Source organism: Aliivibrio sp. SR45-2 (assembly GCF_963890165.1).
Lineage (GTDB): Bacteria > Pseudomonadota > Gammaproteobacteria > Enterobacterales > Vibrionaceae > Aliivibrio > Aliivibrio salmonicida.
This window is the reverse complement of the sequence record NZ_CAWPRC010000110.1, coordinates 20,666-39,532: the sequence shown is the minus strand read 5'-3', so window position 1 is coordinate 39,532 and position 18,867 is coordinate 20,666. Positions and strand designations below refer to the sequence as shown.

Genomic DNA, 18,867 nt, shown 5'->3' with positions numbered 1-18,867 from the left:
CTTTTTATAATTATAGTTTATTGAAAAACGAATAGTGAAAGTCTACCCGTTGCTTAATATCAATAATAATCGCTTGTTCAGAGCATAAACATCGGAAAAACCGAAGTATTCACGCTTATACAAAGTATTAGCCGTATTATTTATTCAATTAATAACCGGTTAATTGCATAAATCCGGTCACTTCGTGAGAACCGGATGTCGTAATCGGTCCTTGCCAATAAGGTATTAACGTATTTAACCATTGTTCATCCCTGACTACTTGAGTCGTTAAATTTATATCGTATTTAGGAATATTAATTATCCATTGTAAAGGTAACTTACGTCCATCCTTCAATTGTCTTGCTGGTAATGTTTGGAAGTTAATCTCATTAGACGTTAAAGGAACATGGCTACCATTTTTGTATAATAACGAACCATAACGGTAAGGTTCTTGGTCTTGATGACGGTATTGAATAACCAGTAACTTGCTGTCTTTATTTAAATTAATAATAAACCAATCCCAACCTTGTTGGTTTTCATCCAATAAACCACTTCCCCATTCATGCTCAAGTATGCCTTTTCCAACAAATGAATAGACTTTATTATCAAGCGTTACATTACCTCGCACCGCAAGAAATGGGGCCATATATTCATAAGACGCAATCGGCATTAAATCGTCTTTTTTAGAATACCCTTGTTCGCCAAGCGGAATCACAGGTCCTTCCTGATTAATCGATAATTTAATTGAAAAATCTTTAGCGCCTGCAGTGACAACTGCAGGAAATGGCGTTCGACCTAAGCTTCGCCACTGCCAATCATCAATCCACACTCGATAAGGCCGCTGACTGATGCCTGCTTGCCCTATTCCACCTCTTGCGACTCTCTCTCCTACCCATTTACCATCTTCAGTCGTCACTACGACTTTAGCAATATACAGTTTAGGATCTAACCAGCCTTTCGTCTCTCTATCATCGCTTGATATACGAAAAATCGTCCATTGAATTCCGATGGTATCACCCGTGCTGCTAATACCATTAACTGTCATCATCCATTGTTCATGCTGAAAATTAGGGTGCTCTCGGTAATCTTTTGGGAAAGCTAAAGGATACCCAGGCAAAACAGGGTTAAAATACGCATTATTTGACTCGGCAAAAATCGTATTAATTTCATTCTTACCTCCTTCATCCACTTCATGCCAATTTATGTAATAAGCAGCAGAAAAAGAAAATACAACGATAAGAATAAACAGTGACACCTTTAGGCTGGTTTTTTTCTCTTTATTCATCGCCATTATAAAGACTCTCTTAAAGACGTAATCGCTTGTCGTCTAGTCACTCGCCATACCGTTGCCGAACCTGCAACCGTTAGAGCAAGCAAAGCCCATCCAAAAGTAGCTAAATATTCCATAGGGAAATAATTAATTTCCATCGTCCAACCAAATGCATATTTCATTACGATATCAATAAGTAATTGAGATAAGAGAATGCCAAGAGGCAACGCAATTAAAATCGTCAACAATCCAATAGCCAATAATTGCAATCCACCGAGCATAATGAGTTCTTTGCCTGAAAGGCCCAAGCAACGTAACAGCGCCGTTTGCCGCTGACGAGAGGTTTCCCCGACTAAAGTCGCAAAAAACAGACCAAACACAGCAATAACTAACGTTAAATTACCTAAGGTTCCCGTTACAATAAAAGTCCGATCAAACACCTTCATCGCTTGTGTTTGAATATTGTTATTATCAACGACTTGTTCGACTGGTAATCTATATTTTTTAAGCACTCGTCCAATCAATTGAGTTCGTTTGCTTTCATCAGTAAGCACAACACCAATACCGGTGGTTCCTTGCCCACCAAAGGCCTTTAGCCAAGCATTGTGCGTAAGCATTAACTGGTTGTACTGATTTCCATAATCATAATAAACCCCAGATATTTGCCAATTGTCACCAACCGGAGCCGGTAGATCCAAGTAATCTCCCGGTTTTAAATCCCATTTCAGAGCCATTGATTCACTAATCAACAGACTGCGAGAGTGGTGTAATGAATCCCAATATTCAGGAATGGCCACTTTCATGGTTAATGCCTTTTTCTCACCAGGCGATGAACCTGTACTTAAAATCTCTAAATTGCCATATTCGGTTTGATAATCAATTTTCCATTGACGCCATACTTCTTCAACTTCTGGTTGTTTCTCTAGCCAATAAGTAATTCGACTCGCAGAAGCCTTACTCGGTTGTATATAAATATCGGCAGCTAAGCGTTGTTCAAGCCAATCGTTAGTCGTTGCCCTAAAGCTACCCACCATCGTTTCAACACCAATATTAGACGCAAGGGCTAACATAAATGCCATCGCAGCGACGCCTCGATAACTTAAACTTGCTGACGAATCGGCAAAAAACCATCGCGCTTTAGGCGACGGTAATTTGTAAGAAAGCCAATCAAATAATTTTAAAATAATAAATGGAGTAAATAATCCAACCCCCACCATTAAGAAACCAATAAGAATAAATCCATGCTCATGGCTATGAGGCAATAAATGAATTAAATACGCTGCAACACAAAATACGCAGGCAATAATGGCCTGAACTTCAAATTCTTTCCCTGCAAAACGAACCAATGATAAACGAGCAGTTAATCGAATAGGTTCAATACTAAGCAAGCGATATAACGGCCAACCACACGCTAAAATACAGCCCAGAATCGCCATCCATAAACTTTGATAACTCCAGCTCCAACTCCACGTAATTAGCAAATCAACATCCGCGTTGTAGAGTGAATATAAGCTATTAGAAACCGTAGGCATTAACTCATTAGCAAGCAATACCCCAAAGAAATTACCGCTTAACCAACCAATAAGTACCCACAACATCACCTCGGCACTCATCGCAAATATCAACTCTTTTGTTGATACGCCAATTTGTCTTAATGTTCCAACTAAAGGCTGACGTTGAATAAAAGAAAGCGACATCGCTTGGTAAAAAATAAATAAACCAACGACAAAAGAAAGCATACCCATCGCAAATAAGTTGGTATGAAATGCTTTTGTTAATGCGGTTAAACCAGATTCTTTATGTGTATCGAGCTGCAACCCTCTTGGTAGCATTCGTTCTAATCTATCGGCTTCTTTTTCGGACATTTCACCGCACAGTAAAACATCAAAACCTGCCTTATGACCCAGCATTCGAGTTAATGAAATATCAGAAAAAAGTCGAGAACCAGAGAGTCGATTAAATTTATCAACGATGACAGGACCAAGATTAGCTTGATTTTCAAGTTCAATATAATCGCCATCATTTAAGCGAAAATAAGACGCTAAAGGTTGGCTAATAAGAACAGGAAACGGCGGACGCATTAATGACAACAAATTCTCATTGCTTGCTACGCTATTTTTTGAAATCTGCATTAACGCGACAGGATCAATACCAACCAACGAGATATCAATATCATTGGTTGTTTCTAAATGCTGAGTTTGAACCGGCATACAGGAGGTGTAGCCCGCTCGACGTAAATTAATATAGAACGCTTGAGGAATCGTGATGTTTTCTTGAATAGAGCGAATACGATTAGGAAAAGGATTAGAAAAGAGTTTCTCGCCTTCGCTATAGCTTATCTTTGCATGGTGATTAATGGCTAATACACCCACAAGAAGTGATACGCCAAGTGTTAAACCAAGCCACACTAAAAATATTTGTAATGGGTGGCGACGGTAGTGCCCTAAAAGTGCCCTAACTACCGGAAATGACATCTAATTTTCCTCCTTGCAGTTTAATAAGCCCATCCATATGATTCGCTACTTTTTCACTGTGAGTAACCAATAATAAAGTGCAATGAAGATCGCGAGAAAGACGAGTAAGCAATCGCATTACTGCTTCGGCATTTTTTTCATCTAAACTGCCCGTAGGTTCATCGGCAAGTAATAACTTTGGTTCCATATACAATGCACGAGCGATCGCGGCTCGCTGTTGCTGTCCACCAGAGACTTCTTCAGGGTATCGACCTAAAAGCGGCATTAAATCTAACGCTGAGATAATTTGACGCCACAAAGCATCATCATCACGCAGCCCTTTTAATTGACGACAAAAACGAATATTATCCGCAACACTTAAGGTAGGAAGAAGATTAAATTGCTGAAAAATAAGCCCTATATTATTGCGTCGATAAGACGTTCTAGAACTTTGTTTTGGAGAGTGCATTGAAAAGCCAGCAATATCGATCTCGCCACTGTCAGCGCTATCAAGTCCGGCAATCAAATTTAGGAGGGTACTTTTACCTGAGCCACTTTCGCCCATTAAAGCAATTTGAGCGCCTTGCTCGATTGTTAACTCTGCTCCTTGAAGAATTGGATGAAACTCACCACCATCCACATACCCTTTATTCAGGTTTGTCAGCTTTAACATGTACCCTCTCAGAAGATTATTTGTGATATCCGTAACAGAATTTACAGCAAAACCCTTCTTTCATAAAGCCTTTTGTATATCTACTTCATATATAAAGAAAAAATCTATATTTCATTACGCATCCACCAAATTTCTAATCCATTTTTTCGATTTCATTCGATGGATGGATCCAAACCATTTTACAATTTCTTCAACCACAAATAACGCATAAACGTATTCAGGGGCTAATCCTAAGAATAATGCACCAATAGTCGCAACGGGGATCCCTATCAACCACTGAGAAACAATGTCTTGGTAAAGGCAAAACTTCACATCACCACCCGCACGTAAAATGCCAACAATCGCCGTTAATGGTACGCTGCGGATCACTATAATCACGGCTAAAATCGCCATGAACTTTTCAGCAATCATTCTTGTTTCGTCACTTAACGCAGGAAACATATCCAAAATCTGATGTTGAAATAGCATCACAAATAAAGCAATAACAACACTGGTGGCCACACTTAATGCAAGCACTCCCCACCCTTGGTAATACACGGCTTCATATTTCTTAGCACCCAGTTGATTACCAATAAGCACAGAGGCAGCACCTGCTGCACCAATAAGAAAACTCAACGCAATAGATTCAATTGGAGAAATCACAGACAATGCCGCTAAGCCCTGAACACCAGATTGCCCCATAATCGCGTGGTAAGTAAAAATACCCGCAGCCCAAACTAAAAAATTAAACGTAGTCGGTAAGGAAAGTGATAAAAACTTAGCTATCTTAGGCCAATTAATCACCGCTTTAATGTCATCAAAACCAAAACTTAATAAATGCGATTTACGGTAAAGGTAACCATACAAAAATACGATTTCAATAACACCACTGATCAATGTTGCCCAAGCCGCACCTTTAATGCCCATTGCTGGAGCACCTAAATGACCAAAAATAAGTACCCAGTTAAAAAAGACATTAGCAACAATACCAATACCACTAAAAAAAGTACTCACACCCGGTTGATGGATCGATCGTAAGCCTACCGCCATACTGCTGCCGCATGACACTACGTACATCGTCAGTGCCGTGATCAATAAGTAATCCGCACCTAAATCAATCACCTCTTGAGAATCGGTCGCTAATGACATGATTTGATGAGGCATAAATAAAAACAAAGCGACGGCAATAGTAGCCATTGCCATGCTCACCATCCAAGTCAGTGCCGTACTTTGTCGAACGCCTTCTCTATTTTGTGCCCCCCAATACTGAGCCGTTAATAACGCGCCCCCAGTGGTCACGCCAACCAACATTATCGTTGTTACAAACGTAGCACGGCTGGCTACGCCAACGGCAGCAATCTCAGCTTCACCTAATTGACCCAGCATCAATACGTCCACCAAGCCTCGACTAGAGAACATAATATTTTGCAGAGCAATAGGTATTGCAATAAGAATTAAACGCTTAAGGAAATCACCGCGAGTATGTGCGATAACATTAGAAAGGAAGACAGACATACAGAACCTCAGATAAACAACAAATTAACTATTTGCACTACATAAGATCCATTAGGTATATGCCTACAAATTGTACTAGAATCAGAAAGTAATTAATATTTATATTCATTAGGTTAAGGAGTAATCTTGAATAAAGAAAACACCATCATGATCGTCGGTGCTTCAGGCTATATAGGATCACAATTGATCCCATTATTATTGCAGCAAGGTCATACAGTCATAGCCTGTGCTCGTAATATTGATTACTTGACTGACAGAGTATCTGAGCACCCTAATTTGCATTGCCATTATCTTGATCTAGAAGACACTAACGCAATTCAACCACTCATCGATCAATGTGATATCGCTTACTTCTTAGTTCATGGCATGTCACACGGCCATGACTTTATTGATTACGAAGTGTCTCTTGCTGAAAACTTTAAAACGGCAGCCGAAAAATCAACACTCTCTCGTATTATTTATCTTAGTGCATTACAGCCAGAAGGTTATCAATCTCAGCATTTACTCGCTCGAAAAAAAACGGGGGAATTACTACGTTCAACAGGCATTCCTACCATCGAAATAAATTCAGGGATCATTATTGGTACAGGTTCTGCCGCCTTCGAAATAATGACGGATTTTGTTAACCACTTCCCGCTATTAATTTGCCCTATTTGGATTAACTCTCAAGCAAACCCTATCGCGATTGATAATCTCAATTACTACCTTATTCAGTGTATTGATTTTCCATTAACTCACTCAATTACCTTAGAAGCCGGTGGACCTGAAACCGTTAGCTATCACGATTTATTTCATCTCATAGCTAAACGCAATCGTCGTTCAATTAAAATAATTCCGACTCGCTTTATTAGCCCAGGCTTTGCTGGACTATGGCTAGGTATGGTGACCTCTGTGCCTTCGGATTTAGGAAGAGCATTGCTTGCTGGTATTGATCACGATCTCATTGCCGACAATACCGCGATACAGAAAATCTTCCCTCAACCTTTATTGTCTTTATCTGATGCCGTAAACAAGGCTCAAGAGACAAATGATGAAACCATTCAAACCGAAATATGGGGGTTTGATCCTAGTGCATTAAAACGCTGGAAGTCTGATTATGGTTTTTACCCAAAACAAGCCGGGGCAAGTTTTACGACCACCGCAACAGCAAAACAGCTTTGGCGTGTTATCGCTCGTCTTGGCAGTAAAGAAGGGTATTTCTTTGCTAATGCATTATGGCGAACCAGAGAATGGTTAGACCCATTACTTGGTGGCTCTTTCCCTGTGAGAAGAAGACCCGAATCAGGGAGCGTACAATTAGGTGATTATATTGATTCATGGAAAGTCATCCGCTGCGAAGAAAACAAGTTTCTTTCACTGCTTTTTGGTATGACGGCACCAGGACTTGGCCGCCTAGAGTTTTCAATAAAAGACATTGATGAACACCATCGTCAACTTGACGTCCGTGCATGGTGGCACCCAAAAGGGTTTTGGGGATTAATGTACTGGTTCGCTATGTTCCCAGCTCATTTATTTATTTTTAAAGGTATGGTAAAAGCCATTTGTAAAAAAGCAGAAAAAGAAGAGTAAACAAACAACCACAAAATAAAAAAGCGCAGAATATCTGCGCTTTTTATCGAACAATGAAAGTGCCGATTCTGTTATTTTTTCACATTAAATGAAAATGGCGTTTCACCTAATTGAATACCATGGTTATTTGGATAAATTAAATATTCACCATGGTATTTTACTTTTGATTTATAGTCAGAACGCTTATGTACTATCAAACCGTGCTCAAAAGCCGATTCAACAAACTCATGATGATTACCACGAACATAACACGTTAACGGCTTCACAAGCAGTTGATTTTCAGCATCATCCGCTTCAAAACACGATGCTAATTGCGTCGCACAGATAATCAACGAATGATCACCATCTGAAAACAAAGACGCTTTTTCTAAAATTTCAAAATCTGTCGTTACACACCATTCTTTTTCTTCTAATGATTCACACCACCCCATTACTACTGATTTAGTAATTGGAGTCACGGTGTCAATAGGCGCTAATGCTTGGTACAAGCGAGAATAATGTTCAAAACGAACAGGAAGCTCAGTTCCAGTCCCTTTCGTACGGCCTTCTTTTTGCCAAGTCTGCAAATCTTTGACGACACAACGAGAAAAACGCTGTGATTTAATCGCAGTGGTCACCCATCGGATCAAAAAGTGATTCGCACTTACCGGATTTTTCGGTAAACGTCCACTGTCCTTACTTTCTTGTAAGTCAGTAAGAGCTTCATTAATTACTTTTTGAATTTCTTGATAATAGTGCACTGTGTTTGTCTCATTACTCATTTACGCTTTACGTCCAAAAACAAAATAACAACCAAAAGATAAGATAGAACATGCTGCCATGGAACTCACCATAGGCCAAGCAGAATCAGCAGGAAACATTGCAATACAAGCACCAACAAGTGACCCCGTACCAAATCTCAATGTGCCCGCTAATGATGATGCGGTTCCCGCCATTTTAGGGTAGTGACTTAACAATAAGCCCATCGTATTACTGCCAATCGTCGAGATACAACCCACAAATAATACAACAGGAATAACCGTTCCCCATAGACCCCAGTTCAATAGTTGCCCGACCATCATCAGAATGCCAGCAAACAGTTGAATAGAAAGGCCAAACTTAATCATATTATGGGAACCCATTTTTTTAACCATACGACCGTTAATCGCGGTCATAACAATTAAGAAAACAACGTTTAAACCAAATAAATAACCAAAATTAGACACGCTCACACCATAGATATCGATGTAAACAAATGAGCCTGCCGTTAAAAATGAAAACATCCCAGCAAAAGAAAAAGCACCAGAGAAAATCAAACCAAGTGACACTGGGTTTTTAAATAATGAACGGTAATTTCTAAACGACGTCATTAATCTAAAAGGAGAGCGATTCTCTTCTGCCAACGTTTCAGGGATCCGCCAAAGAATCGCAAAAATAGTTAACACGGCAAAAATAGCCAGTAACCAAAAAATTGAACGCCAACCGAACCATACCGCCATGTGTCCACCAATCATCGGCGCGACCAGTGGGGCAATTGTCATGACCAACGTGATGAAAGACATCATGCGGGCAAAATCTTCTTTATTAAACATGTCACGAACAATGGCTTGAATAACCACCGCTGATGCAGCGCCTGCAATCCCTTGTAAAACACGGATATACATTAATGATTCAATACCATCAACCTGCGCACCAATCACCGCACAAATGGCAAAGAGCACCGTACCGATAATTAATACCGGACGGCGACCATAACTGTCAGCCAGTGGCCCATGAATCAGTTGTGCAATCGCAAAGCCGGCCGTATAAGCCGTTAATGTCATCTGAACTGAACCCGCAGATACACCAAGATCCGCCGCAATGCTCGGCATTGCAGGAACATACATATCAATAGCAAGTGGTGTTAGCGCTGAAATAGCACCCAAAATGATGACTAATAAAAGACTTAACTTAGGGGCTTCAGAAAGATCGCTAGCTGAGGATGACATAGGGTTTAGACCAACTAAAAAATAGGGAACAAGAAAGGATTTTTCATATTATCACGCCCGATTACAACATGCTTTTTATATTCGATCTCTTTGCAAGAATTTACAAAAAAAAGCGGCATGACATTTCTGCCACACCGCTTTTTGTACCCACAGATAACTGGGGTGAATTACTTACTCAAAACCGCTTTTACTTCTTCCGCGGTTAAGTAACGATATTCGCCAGGCTCTAATGAATAATCTAAACCTAAACCGCCAATTTGAGAACGGTGTAAGCCTTCAACTTTATTACCCAACGCAGCAAACATACGTTTAACTTGATGATACTTGCCTTCTTGGATCGTTAATAAAAGCTCGTGCTCTTCTTCATTAACCACTTCCATTGTTGCAGGCATTGTTAAACCAGTTTCACTCTTAAGCTGAATGCCTTCCGCTAATTGCTCAGCGTAATCAGCACCAATTGGCTCATCTAGCCATACTCGGTATGTTTTAGGACACTTACGCTTTGGTGATGTGATTTTATGTGACCATTGGCCATCATCAGTAATCAGTACCAACCCTGTAGTATCAACATCAAGACGACCAGCAAAGTGTAACTTCTCTAGATTCACTTCATCTAAAAGAGTTAATGCCGATGGGTGCGTACTGTCTTCATGTGAACACACGTAACCATCTGGCTTAAATAGCATAATATAACGAGGACCATGGAATTTAAGCTCACGACCATCCCACTCAACGGTCGAATCGTCAGTTACTTTTACTGAAGTCACTTTTGTTTTTACGCCATTAACAGTGACAGTACCACTTTTAACGATTCGAGTAGCTTCGCTACGGGTAGCACCTGTTGTTTCGCACAAAAATTTATCTAAACGCATGAGAACCTCATTTCAATATTCTGCCGCATTATACCCAAACCACTTAAAGATGCGAGCAACCATAAAAAATTAATGCCCTCCAGCCTCGATTGACCCTGGATTCGAATTCGATTTAACAAAAAACATCATAAATGCAGCAAAACCTAAGAAACATGTCATCATGAAAAACACATCGTTATACGCCATAATTGCCGCGTCTCTTTGCATTGTCAGACTCAATGACGCTTTAGCTTGCAGCATCGCCGTTGCCGGATCACTCCCCTTTGAGACAAACATCGCCGCACTCTGTTGTAAGTGATACCACCCATCCGTACTTACCGTAGTTAAGGTTTCTTTGATATGACCCAAATGTTCGCGGGTTTTGTTATCCAACAGCGTCGCAATAAACGCAATACTAAACGCACCACCCAAGTTACGCAGTACATTGGTAATCGTTGAGGCATCGGCTACTTGATGTTTTTGAATCTCTTCCATCGCAACTAAAGACAGCGGCACCATAATAAATGGGCTACCTATAGCACGCAGCAGCATAGAGAAAATCAATTGATCGCCACCAAAATCATAACTCATGTGTGTGTTTACAAAGCAGCTAATACCGAACATTGCAAAACCAAAAAACACGAGATATTTAGCTTTAATAATCTGAGTTAATTTAGGGACCAATGGGAAAATCAATAACTGAGGAAACCCCATCCACATTAATACTTCACCAATTTCTAACGAGTTATAACCCTGAATTTGGATCATATACATAGGCAACACGTAAATAGACCCCAATAACGCCATCCCTAAAATTAAATAGGCGACACACGACATCGCAAACTGACTTTGTTTAAGTAACCGCAAATTTACTAACGGGTTTTTATGCTGTAACTCGTTAATCACAAAATAAATTAAGCTAATGGCAGAGATAATCGACAACGTAATAATGAAACTAGAGCTAAACCACTCTTCTCTATTCCCTTCTTCTAAAACCACTTCTAAACAACCCAACCCGACCGCCATGGTCGCGATGCCAAACCAATCGGCTTTCAGCAAACTGTCTAATCGTAGTGGTTCATCATCAAGACCATAATTCACCATACAAATAAGTGCTATCGCAGGGGGAATATTAATATAGAAAATATAATGCCAAGAAAAGTTTTCCGTTAACCAGCCACCTAATGTTGGTCCGATTGATGGTGCAAACGTTGCTGTTACACCAAAGAGAGCCATACCAACCGCTCGTTTATTCAATGGTAATAATTGAACAACAAGAGAAAACGCCAAAGGAATTAATGCGCCACCACTGAAGCCTTGGATCGCACGAAAGACGATCATCGAACCCATGCTCCAAGAGAGTGAGCATAAGACTGACGCCACAGCAAAAATAATGGTGGTCCACGTTAAATAACGACGCTTACCAATCGCGACCGATAGCCAGCCACTTAATGGGATGGCGATCATTTCTGCCACAAGGTATGAGGTAGAGATCCATGAACTTTCATCCATGGTGGCCGATAACGCCCCTTGAATGTCTTTTAGTGAAGAGTTGGTGATCTGAATATCCAGAATCGCCATAAACGCACCAAGCAAGCCACCGAACAGAGCGATCCAATGACGTCTTGGGATTTCAGGCTCTATCGGTGTATCCGCTACGTCATTTTGATTTGTGGCTGTTAATTCTTGAGTCATGATTAACCTCGAGTATCAACCGTAGCAACAACAGAAAGCCCAGGAATTAACTGACCATCTAATAAATCAGCATTCAAAATAGTAATTTTCACCGGCACTCGTTGTACAATTTTAGTGAAGTTACCCGTTGCGTTTTCTGGTGGTAATAACGCGAACTTTGCGCCCGTTGCAGGAGAAAAACTGTCCACAATGCCTTTTAGGTGTAGATCCGGGTACGCATCAAGATCCACAAATACTTTCTGTCCTTTATGAATATCGCCTAACTGAGTTTCTTTAAAGTTGGCTTCAATCCATACATCAGAAGTAGGAACCAAACTTAGCAACGGCATACCCGCTTGAACAAGCAATCCAACACGTAAGCTACGCTTACCAACAACCCCATCAATCGGTGCGTAAATATTGGTATAAGACAAATTAAGTTCCGTTTGTTTTAACGCTGTTTTAGCTTGATTTAATGCGGCTTCTGCTTGAGCTATTTCACTCTCGATGACGTTGATTTGTTCTTTTGATGCTTGATAATTTGCTTTTGCTGCGTCCACATTCGCTAGCGCCACTTTAAGATGAGACACGTTATTGTCCAATTCATCTTGTGACGAGTAATTCTTTTTGATTAACGCCTTCGTGCGTTTTACTTGTTGTTGAGTACGTTCATATTCCGCTTTAGCCGATTCAATTTCACTGGCGGCTTGGCGAATACGAATGTCCTGTAATTTACGCTCTGCGACTAAGTTTTTAATCGATGCCGCATTAACTAATACATTTGCTTCTGCTTTTTCTTTTTCAGCAACAAAATCACGACTGTCTATTGTTGCCAATAAATCACCCGCTTTCACTACTTGGTTATCTTCAACAAATGTTTTTGCAATATAACCACCCACTTTAGGGCTGATTGTCGTGATATCACCTTGCAAGTACGCATTGTCTGTTGATTGGAAATACTGACCATAGCCATACCAATAGCCAGCCCCCGCAAAAACACATAAAATAATAACGATTGTCGCAATCAAAGGTGCTTTATTTTTTTTCTTTTGTTGTTCTACCACTGTGCGTACCCACTTGAAAATGAAGCCACCCCTGTTTGCCATAAACATGGATGTAATAAATAAGAGAGAAACAGTATAAAACGAAAATGATTAATTGATTAGATAGGAAAAAAAGGAAACACTGTTGCATAAATCTTACCAATAGAGCGAGTTTGAACAATGATGGACTTAAATAACATCACAATATTAAACCAAGTCATTGATTCTGGTAGTTTCACCCAAGCAGCAACAAACTTAGGAATGACAAAATCAACCGTAAGTAGAAAGCTTGCTGAGTTAGAAGAGCACTTAGGTGTGAAGTTGATCACTCGTTCAACTCGAAAATTAGGATTAACCCAAGAAGGTGAGATTTTCTATCAAGCCAGCGTCCGTGTATTGGATATAATGCAGCAAACCGAGTTAGAACTCACCGCAAACCAAAGTCTTATTCGCGGTCATCTGAATCTTGCGATGCCCGTAGAAATTGGGCATCACGTCATGTCGGAATACATTAATAGCTTTCTTAAACGCTACCCAGAAGTGTCGATTAACGTTGAAATGACCAATCGTGAAGTCGATATTATTGGCAGCGGTATCGATCTTTACGTTCAAATCGGAGAAATTAACGACTCTTCACTCGTTGCTCGCACCATTGATTACTCTGAACGTATTATTGTGGCTACCCCTGATTACTTAGCCACTTATGGAAATATTCATTCACCCGATGATCTTAAATCACCTCATCACCAAATTAAAATCGTCAATGCAGTTAAAGTCCCCTCTCTTTATTTGAATCAAGTGGATAAAACGATACGAGCCAATTTACCTTACCGATTAAAAGTGAATACCATCACCGCGTGTAAATCGGCTTGTTTGAGTGGTTTAGGCATCGCTACACTTCCTGAGTTTATTTGTCGCCAACACATTAAGAATGGCGAATTAGTTCAGATCTTACCCGAGTGGGAACTACCTAGAGCCGCGATCAGTTTGGTGTTTCCACAAAACAAACTGATCCCGAAGCGATTACGCGTTTTTATTGATCACGTTCTTGAGCGATTTGAGTTGATTCACCCAAGCACTCCCTCTAAATAAAACTCAATTTTCATTAATATTGCGTTATTTCTTGTCAGAAATCGTTCTCCATTATAGGATGCGATCTTCTGTACACATAAATGTGAGCTTCTAGTGATACGATTGTTTCGTATAGTAATGATGATTTGTTGTTTTGGGGTAGCCTCGCTAGCTCAGGCCGCATCACATCATGACATTATAAATACGATACAAACACCACTCACTATTGAACAGCATTCAACCATTCAGCCAACCCTAACGTTTGATGCGCCAGTATCTACATCGGCTGATTTTGCAGTGTGTCAGGTTACACATCCAACAGAAAATAACGTGTCTCAACACACCCAAAGTTCATCTCAAGAACATGGGGTAAACTTAGGCATTGGTTATTCTTCTCGTATGGCCAACCTTGCTCGACATGAACCAGAAGAAGTAACGCCGTATTATGAACTCGCTTCAGAAATACCCCTGCTTCCTGCTGAGCAACTTGCTATCGGCTATCAAGAAAAACCAAAACCGACCGTGAATTGGGCGCTTAACAGCTACTCTTCAACGTCTCGAGTTTCTGCTTGGAAAGAAAGTAACCTCCTCTACAGCCAGCGTTTGTACCCCCACTCTTAATTTCACTTTACCAACATAATTTATCTGCATCACTGCATCCATTAATAAATCATTAATAACCCAGTGATCGTCTGTGACTTTTTCGTGCCCCTTATTATCGGTGCGAGGTGAAATTAAAATGCAAAGAAAGCAACCATTAAAACGATTGAATCATTATTCATCTTGGAAATACATTGTCCTTATATTTACGATTCTCATTCTACTTCTGAGTGCGATACCAACATGGTATGGCGAAGATGCAGCAGTGCAAATTACGAATAAAGATGGTCAGATCCCGTCAATTCTTCAATTACAAAATACCTTAACGGACCAAGGCATTGTCGTAAAACGCATTGAACAAAAAGGGGATAAAACAACCGTTATCCTACAAGAAGAAGATCAACAAACCGCAGCAAAAACGGCGTTGGCTTCCGTAATTGATGAAGATAAAAAAGGCACCACGTTAGCCTTAGCTCTTGCCCCTGCGGCACCTGCATGGCTACAGAATATGGGTTTTGAGCCAATAAAACTGGGTCTAGACTTACGAGGTGGCGTTCAATTTTTACTTGATGTTGATGTAAACCAAGTTTACCAAGCTCAACGCACCGAATTAAGTGACTCTCTAAAACAAGAGTTTAGAGAAGAGCACATTCGCTCTGTACGCTTCCAAACAGAAAGTAGTGACCAATTACTTGTTCGTCTTCCTTCTGAAAAAGCAAACCTTGCCGCGAAGAAATTCCTTCATCAAAACTACCCTACATGGCAAATCGAAAATTCTGATGGCTTTGATATCAAGCTGACGTTAAAAGAATCAGAAAAAGTCGCGGTTCGTAACTTAACCGTACAACAAAACTTGCAAACCATGCGTAGTCGTATTGAAGAACTGGGCATTACCGAAGCGTTAGTTCAACGCCAAGGTGAAAACCGTATTCGTATCGAATTACCGGGTGTTCAAGACCCTGCTGCTGCTAAAAATGTTATTGGTGCAACCGCAAGCTTGGCTTTTTATGCCGTGAAAGAACAAGGCACTGGCAGCACAATGGAAGTTCCAGATGAAAATGGACGTCCTGTTCGTGTTGGTAGAAAACCAGTACTAAGTGGTGACCACATTGTTGATGCTCGTGCAAGCTTAGGCGAGATGGGCATGGCGGAAGTAAACATTGTTCTTGATAGCTCAGGCGGCAAAATCATGTCTGAATTCTCTCGTCACAATGTTGGAAAACCAATGGCAACCTCATACAACGAGTATGGTCGTAACAGCAAAGGTGAAACCACACAAAGTAACAAAATCATCAGTGTTGCTACTATCCAAAGTCAATTAGGCAGCCGCTTTAGAATCACTGGATCTGGTTCACTTCAAGAATCTCAAGAATTAGCATTGTTATTACGTGCAGGTTCACTTACTGCGCCCGTCACTATCGTTGAAGAACGCACAATTGGTCCAACTCTGGGTGCAGAAAACATTCAAAATGGTTTTGCGGCACTTGGCCTTGGTCTTGGTTTAACGTTGTTATTCATGGCGGTTTGGTATCGTCGTTTAGGCTGGGTTGCTAACATTGCATTGCTTGCCAACATGATCATGCTATTTGGTTTATTAGCATTAATCCCTGGTGCGGTATTAACACTGCCGGGTATTGCCGGATTAGTATTAACCGTCGGCATGGCCGTAGATACCAACGTACTTATTTTTGAACGAATAAAAGATAACCTAAAAGAAGGACGAACATTAGCTCAAGCCATTGATAGAGGCTTTAGTAGTGCATTTGGTACAATTTTCGATGCCAACTTCACCACCATGATTACTGCGGTTGTACTTTACACCGTCGGTAATGGTCCAATTCAAGGCTTCGCATTAACACTGGGCTTAGGTCTATTAACCAGTATGTTCACAGGCATCTTCGCGTCACGTGCCATTGTCAATTTAGTTTGGGGTCGTGATTCTCGTCATGATGTTAGGATTTAAGTTATGTTTATTACTATGAAAAATGCAACAAAATGGCGTCACATGACAAGTGTGGTTTCTGTTTGTCTTATGATTTTTGCTTTATCAATGATCGCGGCAAAAGGCTTAAACTGGGGCTTAGATTTCACAGGCGGTATCGTGAGTGAAATTCAAATAGACAACAAAATCACAAGCAGCGAAATCGCGCCATTATTGGATGCGGGCTTTAAACAAGACGTCGCCGTTATTGCTTCTGGTGAGCCGGGTCGTTGGGTTTTACGTTATGCTATCCCACCAAAGGGAACGGAACTGCCTGCGTTAACTGAGGTTCTTGCTCCGCTGCACAGTGATATACAAGTGCTAAATACAAGCATTGTTGGTCCTCAAGTGGGAGAAGAGTTAACAGAACAAGGTGGCATGGCGTTATTAGTGTCGGTTCTGGTTATCTTAGCGTACTTAAGCTACCGCTTTGAATGGCGCTTGGCTTCGGGCTCTTTGTTTGCCCTAACCCACGATATCGTGTTTGTTCTTGGTTTCTTTGCTGCAACCCAAATGGAATTTAACTTAACAACCCTAGCCGCTATCTTGGCAATCCTAGGTTATTCGTTAAATGACTCCATCATCATTGCTGATAGGATCCGTGAATTGTTAATTGCCAAGCCTAATTTATCTATCCAAGAGATAAACAACCAAGCCGTTGCTGCAACGTTCTCTCGTACGATGGTGACATCAGGAACCACATTGATCACGGTTGGGTCATTATGGTTATTGGGTGGCGGTCCACTAGAAGGCTTTGCGATTGCAATGTTCATCGGTATCGTGACGGGGACTTGGTCTTCTATCTCAGTAGGTACAACCCTACCTGAATACTTTGGTTTGAATTCGGATCACTACAAGCCAAAACCAATTTCTGAAGAGCCGTAAGATTGGGTTTAGATAGATAGTAAAAAGCCGCAAGGAATGCGGCAGATATTGGGGGATCTGGTTTAGGCTGGGTCCCTTTTTTATGGGTGGTAAACTTCACTTCGAGTTATACACCATAATTTACTAGGTATTATTTCTACTACTTTCTCACAAGGTCAAGCGAAAACAATCTCAGCGATTAACGCTGGATTAGTCATGACTTATTGGAAGATTGGACAACATATAGTTGAGTTTGAACAAGAAGAGCAAGTAACCGCGCAGTACGGAAAACAGTTTATCACCAACTTAAATCGAGATTTAAAATTAGCTCATGGTAAAGGTTTTAGTCTTTCTAATCTGAAGAGATTTCGTCAGTTTTATCTTGCGAATCGAAATCATGCGACACTGTCGCATGATTTGAGTTGGTCACATTATGTTAAGTTATTAAAAATTAATAACACGACAGAACGCGCGTTTTACATGAATCAAGCGATTAACGCTAATTGGAGTGTAAGAGAGCTGAACGCCAAAAAGAAACCGGCTTGTTTTTGCGTTTAGCAGCAAGCAAAGATAAAGATGAACTACTGGTAAAGTATGCGACCTATGGCATAGATAAAAACTTATTTGTGCAAAAGTATCAGCTGTATTTACCTAATGAAGAAGAGCTGCGCCGAGAAGTGGAAGCGACATTATCAGAGCAACGAGAGTCATTAAAAGATAGGCAGTGATTCGAGGTATTATTCACATCATTTTGTGATGCGATTAGGCCATCTATTCAAATCAAAACGTGATTAGATTAGCGATGCTATTCAACTCACTACAAGTCAAACCAATTTCCATTACGTAATCACTTGATAGTGATACAATCTCCGCATCAGAATTACCGAGAAACTCCATGTTTATTCATCATGTTAACGACATCGACTGGCTGGTGATTACAGCTTTTGAAGAACTGAAAACTTTATTTATCGAAGAAGCCGGTGCGATCCCCTCTTGCTTCTCTACCGCCAGCGAATTGAGCCTCATTGATCAAGCCAAGCGCAGTTATGGATATTTACCTACACTCAGCGGCGTAATCACCGATACTGGCACGTTTCAAAGCCAGAATAATGAAGAAGATTTAAACCCACAGCTTGCCTGCCTAGTTGAGGGACGTGGTCGAGTGTTTATCTATCACGGCGGCTTTGTCGCTTTTGTGGATGACGAGCAAACCTTTATTACCCGAATGGACTGAAAATAGCGGTATCCCTAGACTTTAGTAAGCAAGCTATTCGTCGCCCTGACTCAGAGGGCAGATAGTTGTCCTTAGGCTTTATATCAAAACTCGTCATATAAAGCCTTAGATCCCCACTACAAACTCAACTCGATTCACTTTCTT

The 18,867-nt window shown here is 40.6% G+C and carries 17 protein-coding genes; 8 read left to right on the top strand and 9 right to left on the bottom strand.

Annotated features, from left to right (window positions below; translation table 11 throughout):
• Positions 1-148: 148 nt before the first annotated feature.
• The 4 genes from AACV33_RS04940 to AACV33_RS04925 form a co-directional block, all read right to left on the bottom strand.
• On the bottom strand, positions 149-1,270 hold the full coding sequence (locus tag AACV33_RS04940; protein WP_182699951.1) for a lipocalin-like domain-containing protein: 1,122 nt from the start codon (positions 1,268-1,270) through the stop codon (positions 149-151).
• Complete coding sequence (locus AACV33_RS04935) at positions 1,270-3,723, bottom strand: ABC transporter permease (RefSeq protein ID WP_017022038.1); 2,454 nt, start codon at positions 3,721-3,723, stop codon at positions 1,270-1,272. Before AACV33_RS04935 ends, AACV33_RS04940 begins: the two co-directional genes overlap by 1 nt.
• The gene (locus tag AACV33_RS04930; protein WP_017022039.1) at positions 3,704-4,375 is read right to left on the bottom strand and encodes an ABC transporter ATP-binding protein; all 672 of its coding nucleotides are present in this window, start codon (positions 4,373-4,375) and stop codon (positions 3,704-3,706) included. The genes AACV33_RS04935 and AACV33_RS04930 overlap by 20 nt, the downstream gene beginning before the upstream one ends.
• 114 nt (positions 4,376-4,489) lie before the next feature.
• Positions 4,490-5,869 (bottom strand): MATE family efflux transporter, encoded by a 1,380-nt coding sequence (locus AACV33_RS04925; RefSeq protein WP_017022040.1) that lies wholly within the window; start codon positions 5,867-5,869, stop codon positions 4,490-4,492.
• Positions 5,870-6,016: 147 nt separating this feature from the next.
• Here AACV33_RS04925 and AACV33_RS04920 point away from each other — a divergent pair, with 147 nt between their 5' ends.
• Positions 6,017-7,438, top strand: coding sequence for a DUF2867 domain-containing protein (locus tag AACV33_RS04920; RefSeq protein ID WP_182699963.1), 1,422 nt, complete (start codon positions 6,017-6,019; stop codon positions 7,436-7,438).
• A 71-nt stretch (positions 7,439-7,509) separates the two neighbouring features.
• Here AACV33_RS04920 and AACV33_RS04915 read toward each other — a convergent pair whose 3' ends face one another.
• The 5 genes from AACV33_RS04915 to AACV33_RS04895 form a co-directional block, all read right to left on the bottom strand.
• On the bottom strand, positions 7,510-8,199 hold the full coding sequence (locus tag AACV33_RS04915) for a DUF2913 family protein (RefSeq protein WP_023603797.1): 690 nt from the start codon (positions 8,197-8,199) through the stop codon (positions 7,510-7,512).
• Positions 8,200-9,405: a Bcr/CflA family multidrug efflux MFS transporter gene (locus tag AACV33_RS04910; protein ID WP_012550567.1), complete on the bottom strand. Its 1,206-nt coding sequence runs from the start codon at positions 9,403-9,405 to the stop codon at positions 8,200-8,202. It abuts the gene before it with no gap.
• Between the two features lie 167 nt (positions 9,406-9,572).
• Positions 9,573-10,277, bottom strand: a complete 705-nt coding sequence (gene rsuA, locus AACV33_RS04905; RefSeq protein WP_017022042.1) for a 16S rRNA pseudouridine(516) synthase RsuA — start codon at positions 10,275-10,277, stop codon at positions 9,573-9,575.
• 69 nt (positions 10,278-10,346) lie between these two features.
• The gene (locus AACV33_RS04900; RefSeq protein ID WP_017022043.1) at positions 10,347-11,951 is read right to left on the bottom strand and encodes a DHA2 family efflux MFS transporter permease subunit; all 1,605 of its coding nucleotides are present in this window, start codon (positions 11,949-11,951) and stop codon (positions 10,347-10,349) included.
• Positions 11,952-11,953: 2 nt separating this feature from the next.
• On the bottom strand, positions 11,954-12,994 hold the full coding sequence (locus AACV33_RS04895; RefSeq protein ID WP_182699950.1) for an efflux RND transporter periplasmic adaptor subunit: 1,041 nt from the start codon (positions 12,992-12,994) through the stop codon (positions 11,954-11,956).
• A 162-nt stretch (positions 12,995-13,156) separates the two neighbouring features.
• Here AACV33_RS04895 and AACV33_RS04890 point away from each other — a divergent pair, with 162 nt between their 5' ends.
• The 7 genes from AACV33_RS04890 to AACV33_RS04860 all read left to right on the top strand — a co-directional run bounded on the left by AACV33_RS04890 (position 13,157) and on the right by AACV33_RS04860 (position 18,723).
• Entirely contained in the window at positions 13,157-14,065 is a 909-nt protein-coding gene (locus AACV33_RS04890; protein ID WP_023603801.1) for a LysR family transcriptional regulator, read from the top strand.
• 93 nt (positions 14,066-14,158) lie between these two features.
• Positions 14,159-14,665 (top strand): hypothetical protein, encoded by a 507-nt coding sequence (locus AACV33_RS04885; protein ID WP_026025467.1) that lies wholly within the window; start codon positions 14,159-14,161, stop codon positions 14,663-14,665.
• Between the two features lie 118 nt (positions 14,666-14,783).
• Positions 14,784-16,607, top strand: a complete 1,824-nt coding sequence (secD, locus tag AACV33_RS04880; RefSeq protein WP_023603802.1) for a protein translocase subunit SecD — start codon at positions 14,784-14,786, stop codon at positions 16,605-16,607.
• A gap of 3 nt (positions 16,608-16,610) precedes the next feature.
• On the top strand, positions 16,611-17,510 hold the full coding sequence (gene secF, locus AACV33_RS04875) for a protein translocase subunit SecF (RefSeq protein WP_017022048.1): 900 nt from the start codon (positions 16,611-16,613) through the stop codon (positions 17,508-17,510).
• Positions 17,511-17,618: 108 nt separating this feature from the next.
• Positions 17,619-18,047 carry a DUF1016 N-terminal domain-containing protein gene (locus tag AACV33_RS04870; protein ID WP_339379716.1) on the top strand — a complete coding sequence of 143 codons (429 nt, stop codon included), beginning with the start codon at positions 17,619-17,621 and terminating at the stop codon, positions 18,045-18,047.
• A complete protein-coding gene (locus AACV33_RS04865) occupies positions 18,032-18,217 on the top strand; it encodes a hypothetical protein (RefSeq protein ID WP_220488610.1) in 186 nt (61 codons plus the stop codon). Before AACV33_RS04870 ends, AACV33_RS04865 begins: the two co-directional genes overlap by 16 nt.
• A gap of 167 nt (positions 18,218-18,384) precedes the next feature.
• A complete protein-coding gene (locus AACV33_RS04860; RefSeq protein WP_182699949.1) occupies positions 18,385-18,723 on the top strand; it encodes a cytosolic protein in 339 nt (112 codons plus the stop codon).
• Positions 18,724-18,867 lie beyond the last annotated feature (144 nt).

What these genes read in the sequence shown, in the direction of transcription:
- AACV33_RS04910 (WP_012550567.1), bottom strand. Translation starts at nt 9,405, where the DNA reads ATGTCATCCTCAGCTAGCGATCTTTCTGAAGCCCCTAAGTTAAGTCTT.
- AACV33_RS04930 (WP_017022039.1), bottom strand. Translation starts at nt 4,375, where the DNA reads ATGTTAAAGCTGACAAACCTGAATAAAGGGTATGTGGATGGTGGTGAG.
- AACV33_RS04915 (WP_023603797.1), bottom strand. Translation starts at nt 8,199, where the DNA reads ATGAGTAATGAGACAAACACAGTGCACTATTATCAAGAAATTCAAAAA.
- AACV33_RS04900 (WP_017022043.1), bottom strand. Translation starts at nt 11,951, where the DNA reads ATGACTCAAGAATTAACAGCCACAAATCAAAATGACGTAGCGGATACA.
- secD (WP_023603802.1), top strand. Translation starts at nt 14,784, where the DNA reads ATGCAAAGAAAGCAACCATTAAAACGATTGAATCATTATTCATCTTGG.
- AACV33_RS04940 (WP_182699951.1), bottom strand. Translation starts at nt 1,270, where the DNA reads ATGGCGATGAATAAAGAGAAAAAAACCAGCCTAAAGGTGTCACTGTTT.
- AACV33_RS04925 (WP_017022040.1), bottom strand. Translation starts at nt 5,869, where the DNA reads ATGTCTGTCTTCCTTTCTAATGTTATCGCACATACTCGCGGTGATTTC.
- AACV33_RS04920 (WP_182699963.1), top strand. Translation starts at nt 6,017, where the DNA reads ATGATCGTCGGTGCTTCAGGCTATATAGGATCACAATTGATCCCATTA.
- AACV33_RS04890 (WP_023603801.1), top strand. Translation starts at nt 13,157, where the DNA reads ATGGACTTAAATAACATCACAATATTAAACCAAGTCATTGATTCTGGT.
- rsuA (WP_017022042.1), bottom strand. Translation starts at nt 10,277, where the DNA reads ATGCGTTTAGATAAATTTTTGTGCGAAACAACAGGTGCTACCCGTAGC.
- secF (WP_017022048.1), top strand. Translation starts at nt 16,611, where the DNA reads ATGTTTATTACTATGAAAAATGCAACAAAATGGCGTCACATGACAAGT.
- AACV33_RS04935 (WP_017022038.1), bottom strand. Translation starts at nt 3,723, where the DNA reads ATGTCATTTCCGGTAGTTAGGGCACTTTTAGGGCACTACCGTCGCCAC.
- AACV33_RS04860 (WP_182699949.1), top strand. Translation starts at nt 18,385, where the DNA reads ATGTTTATTCATCATGTTAACGACATCGACTGGCTGGTGATTACAGCT.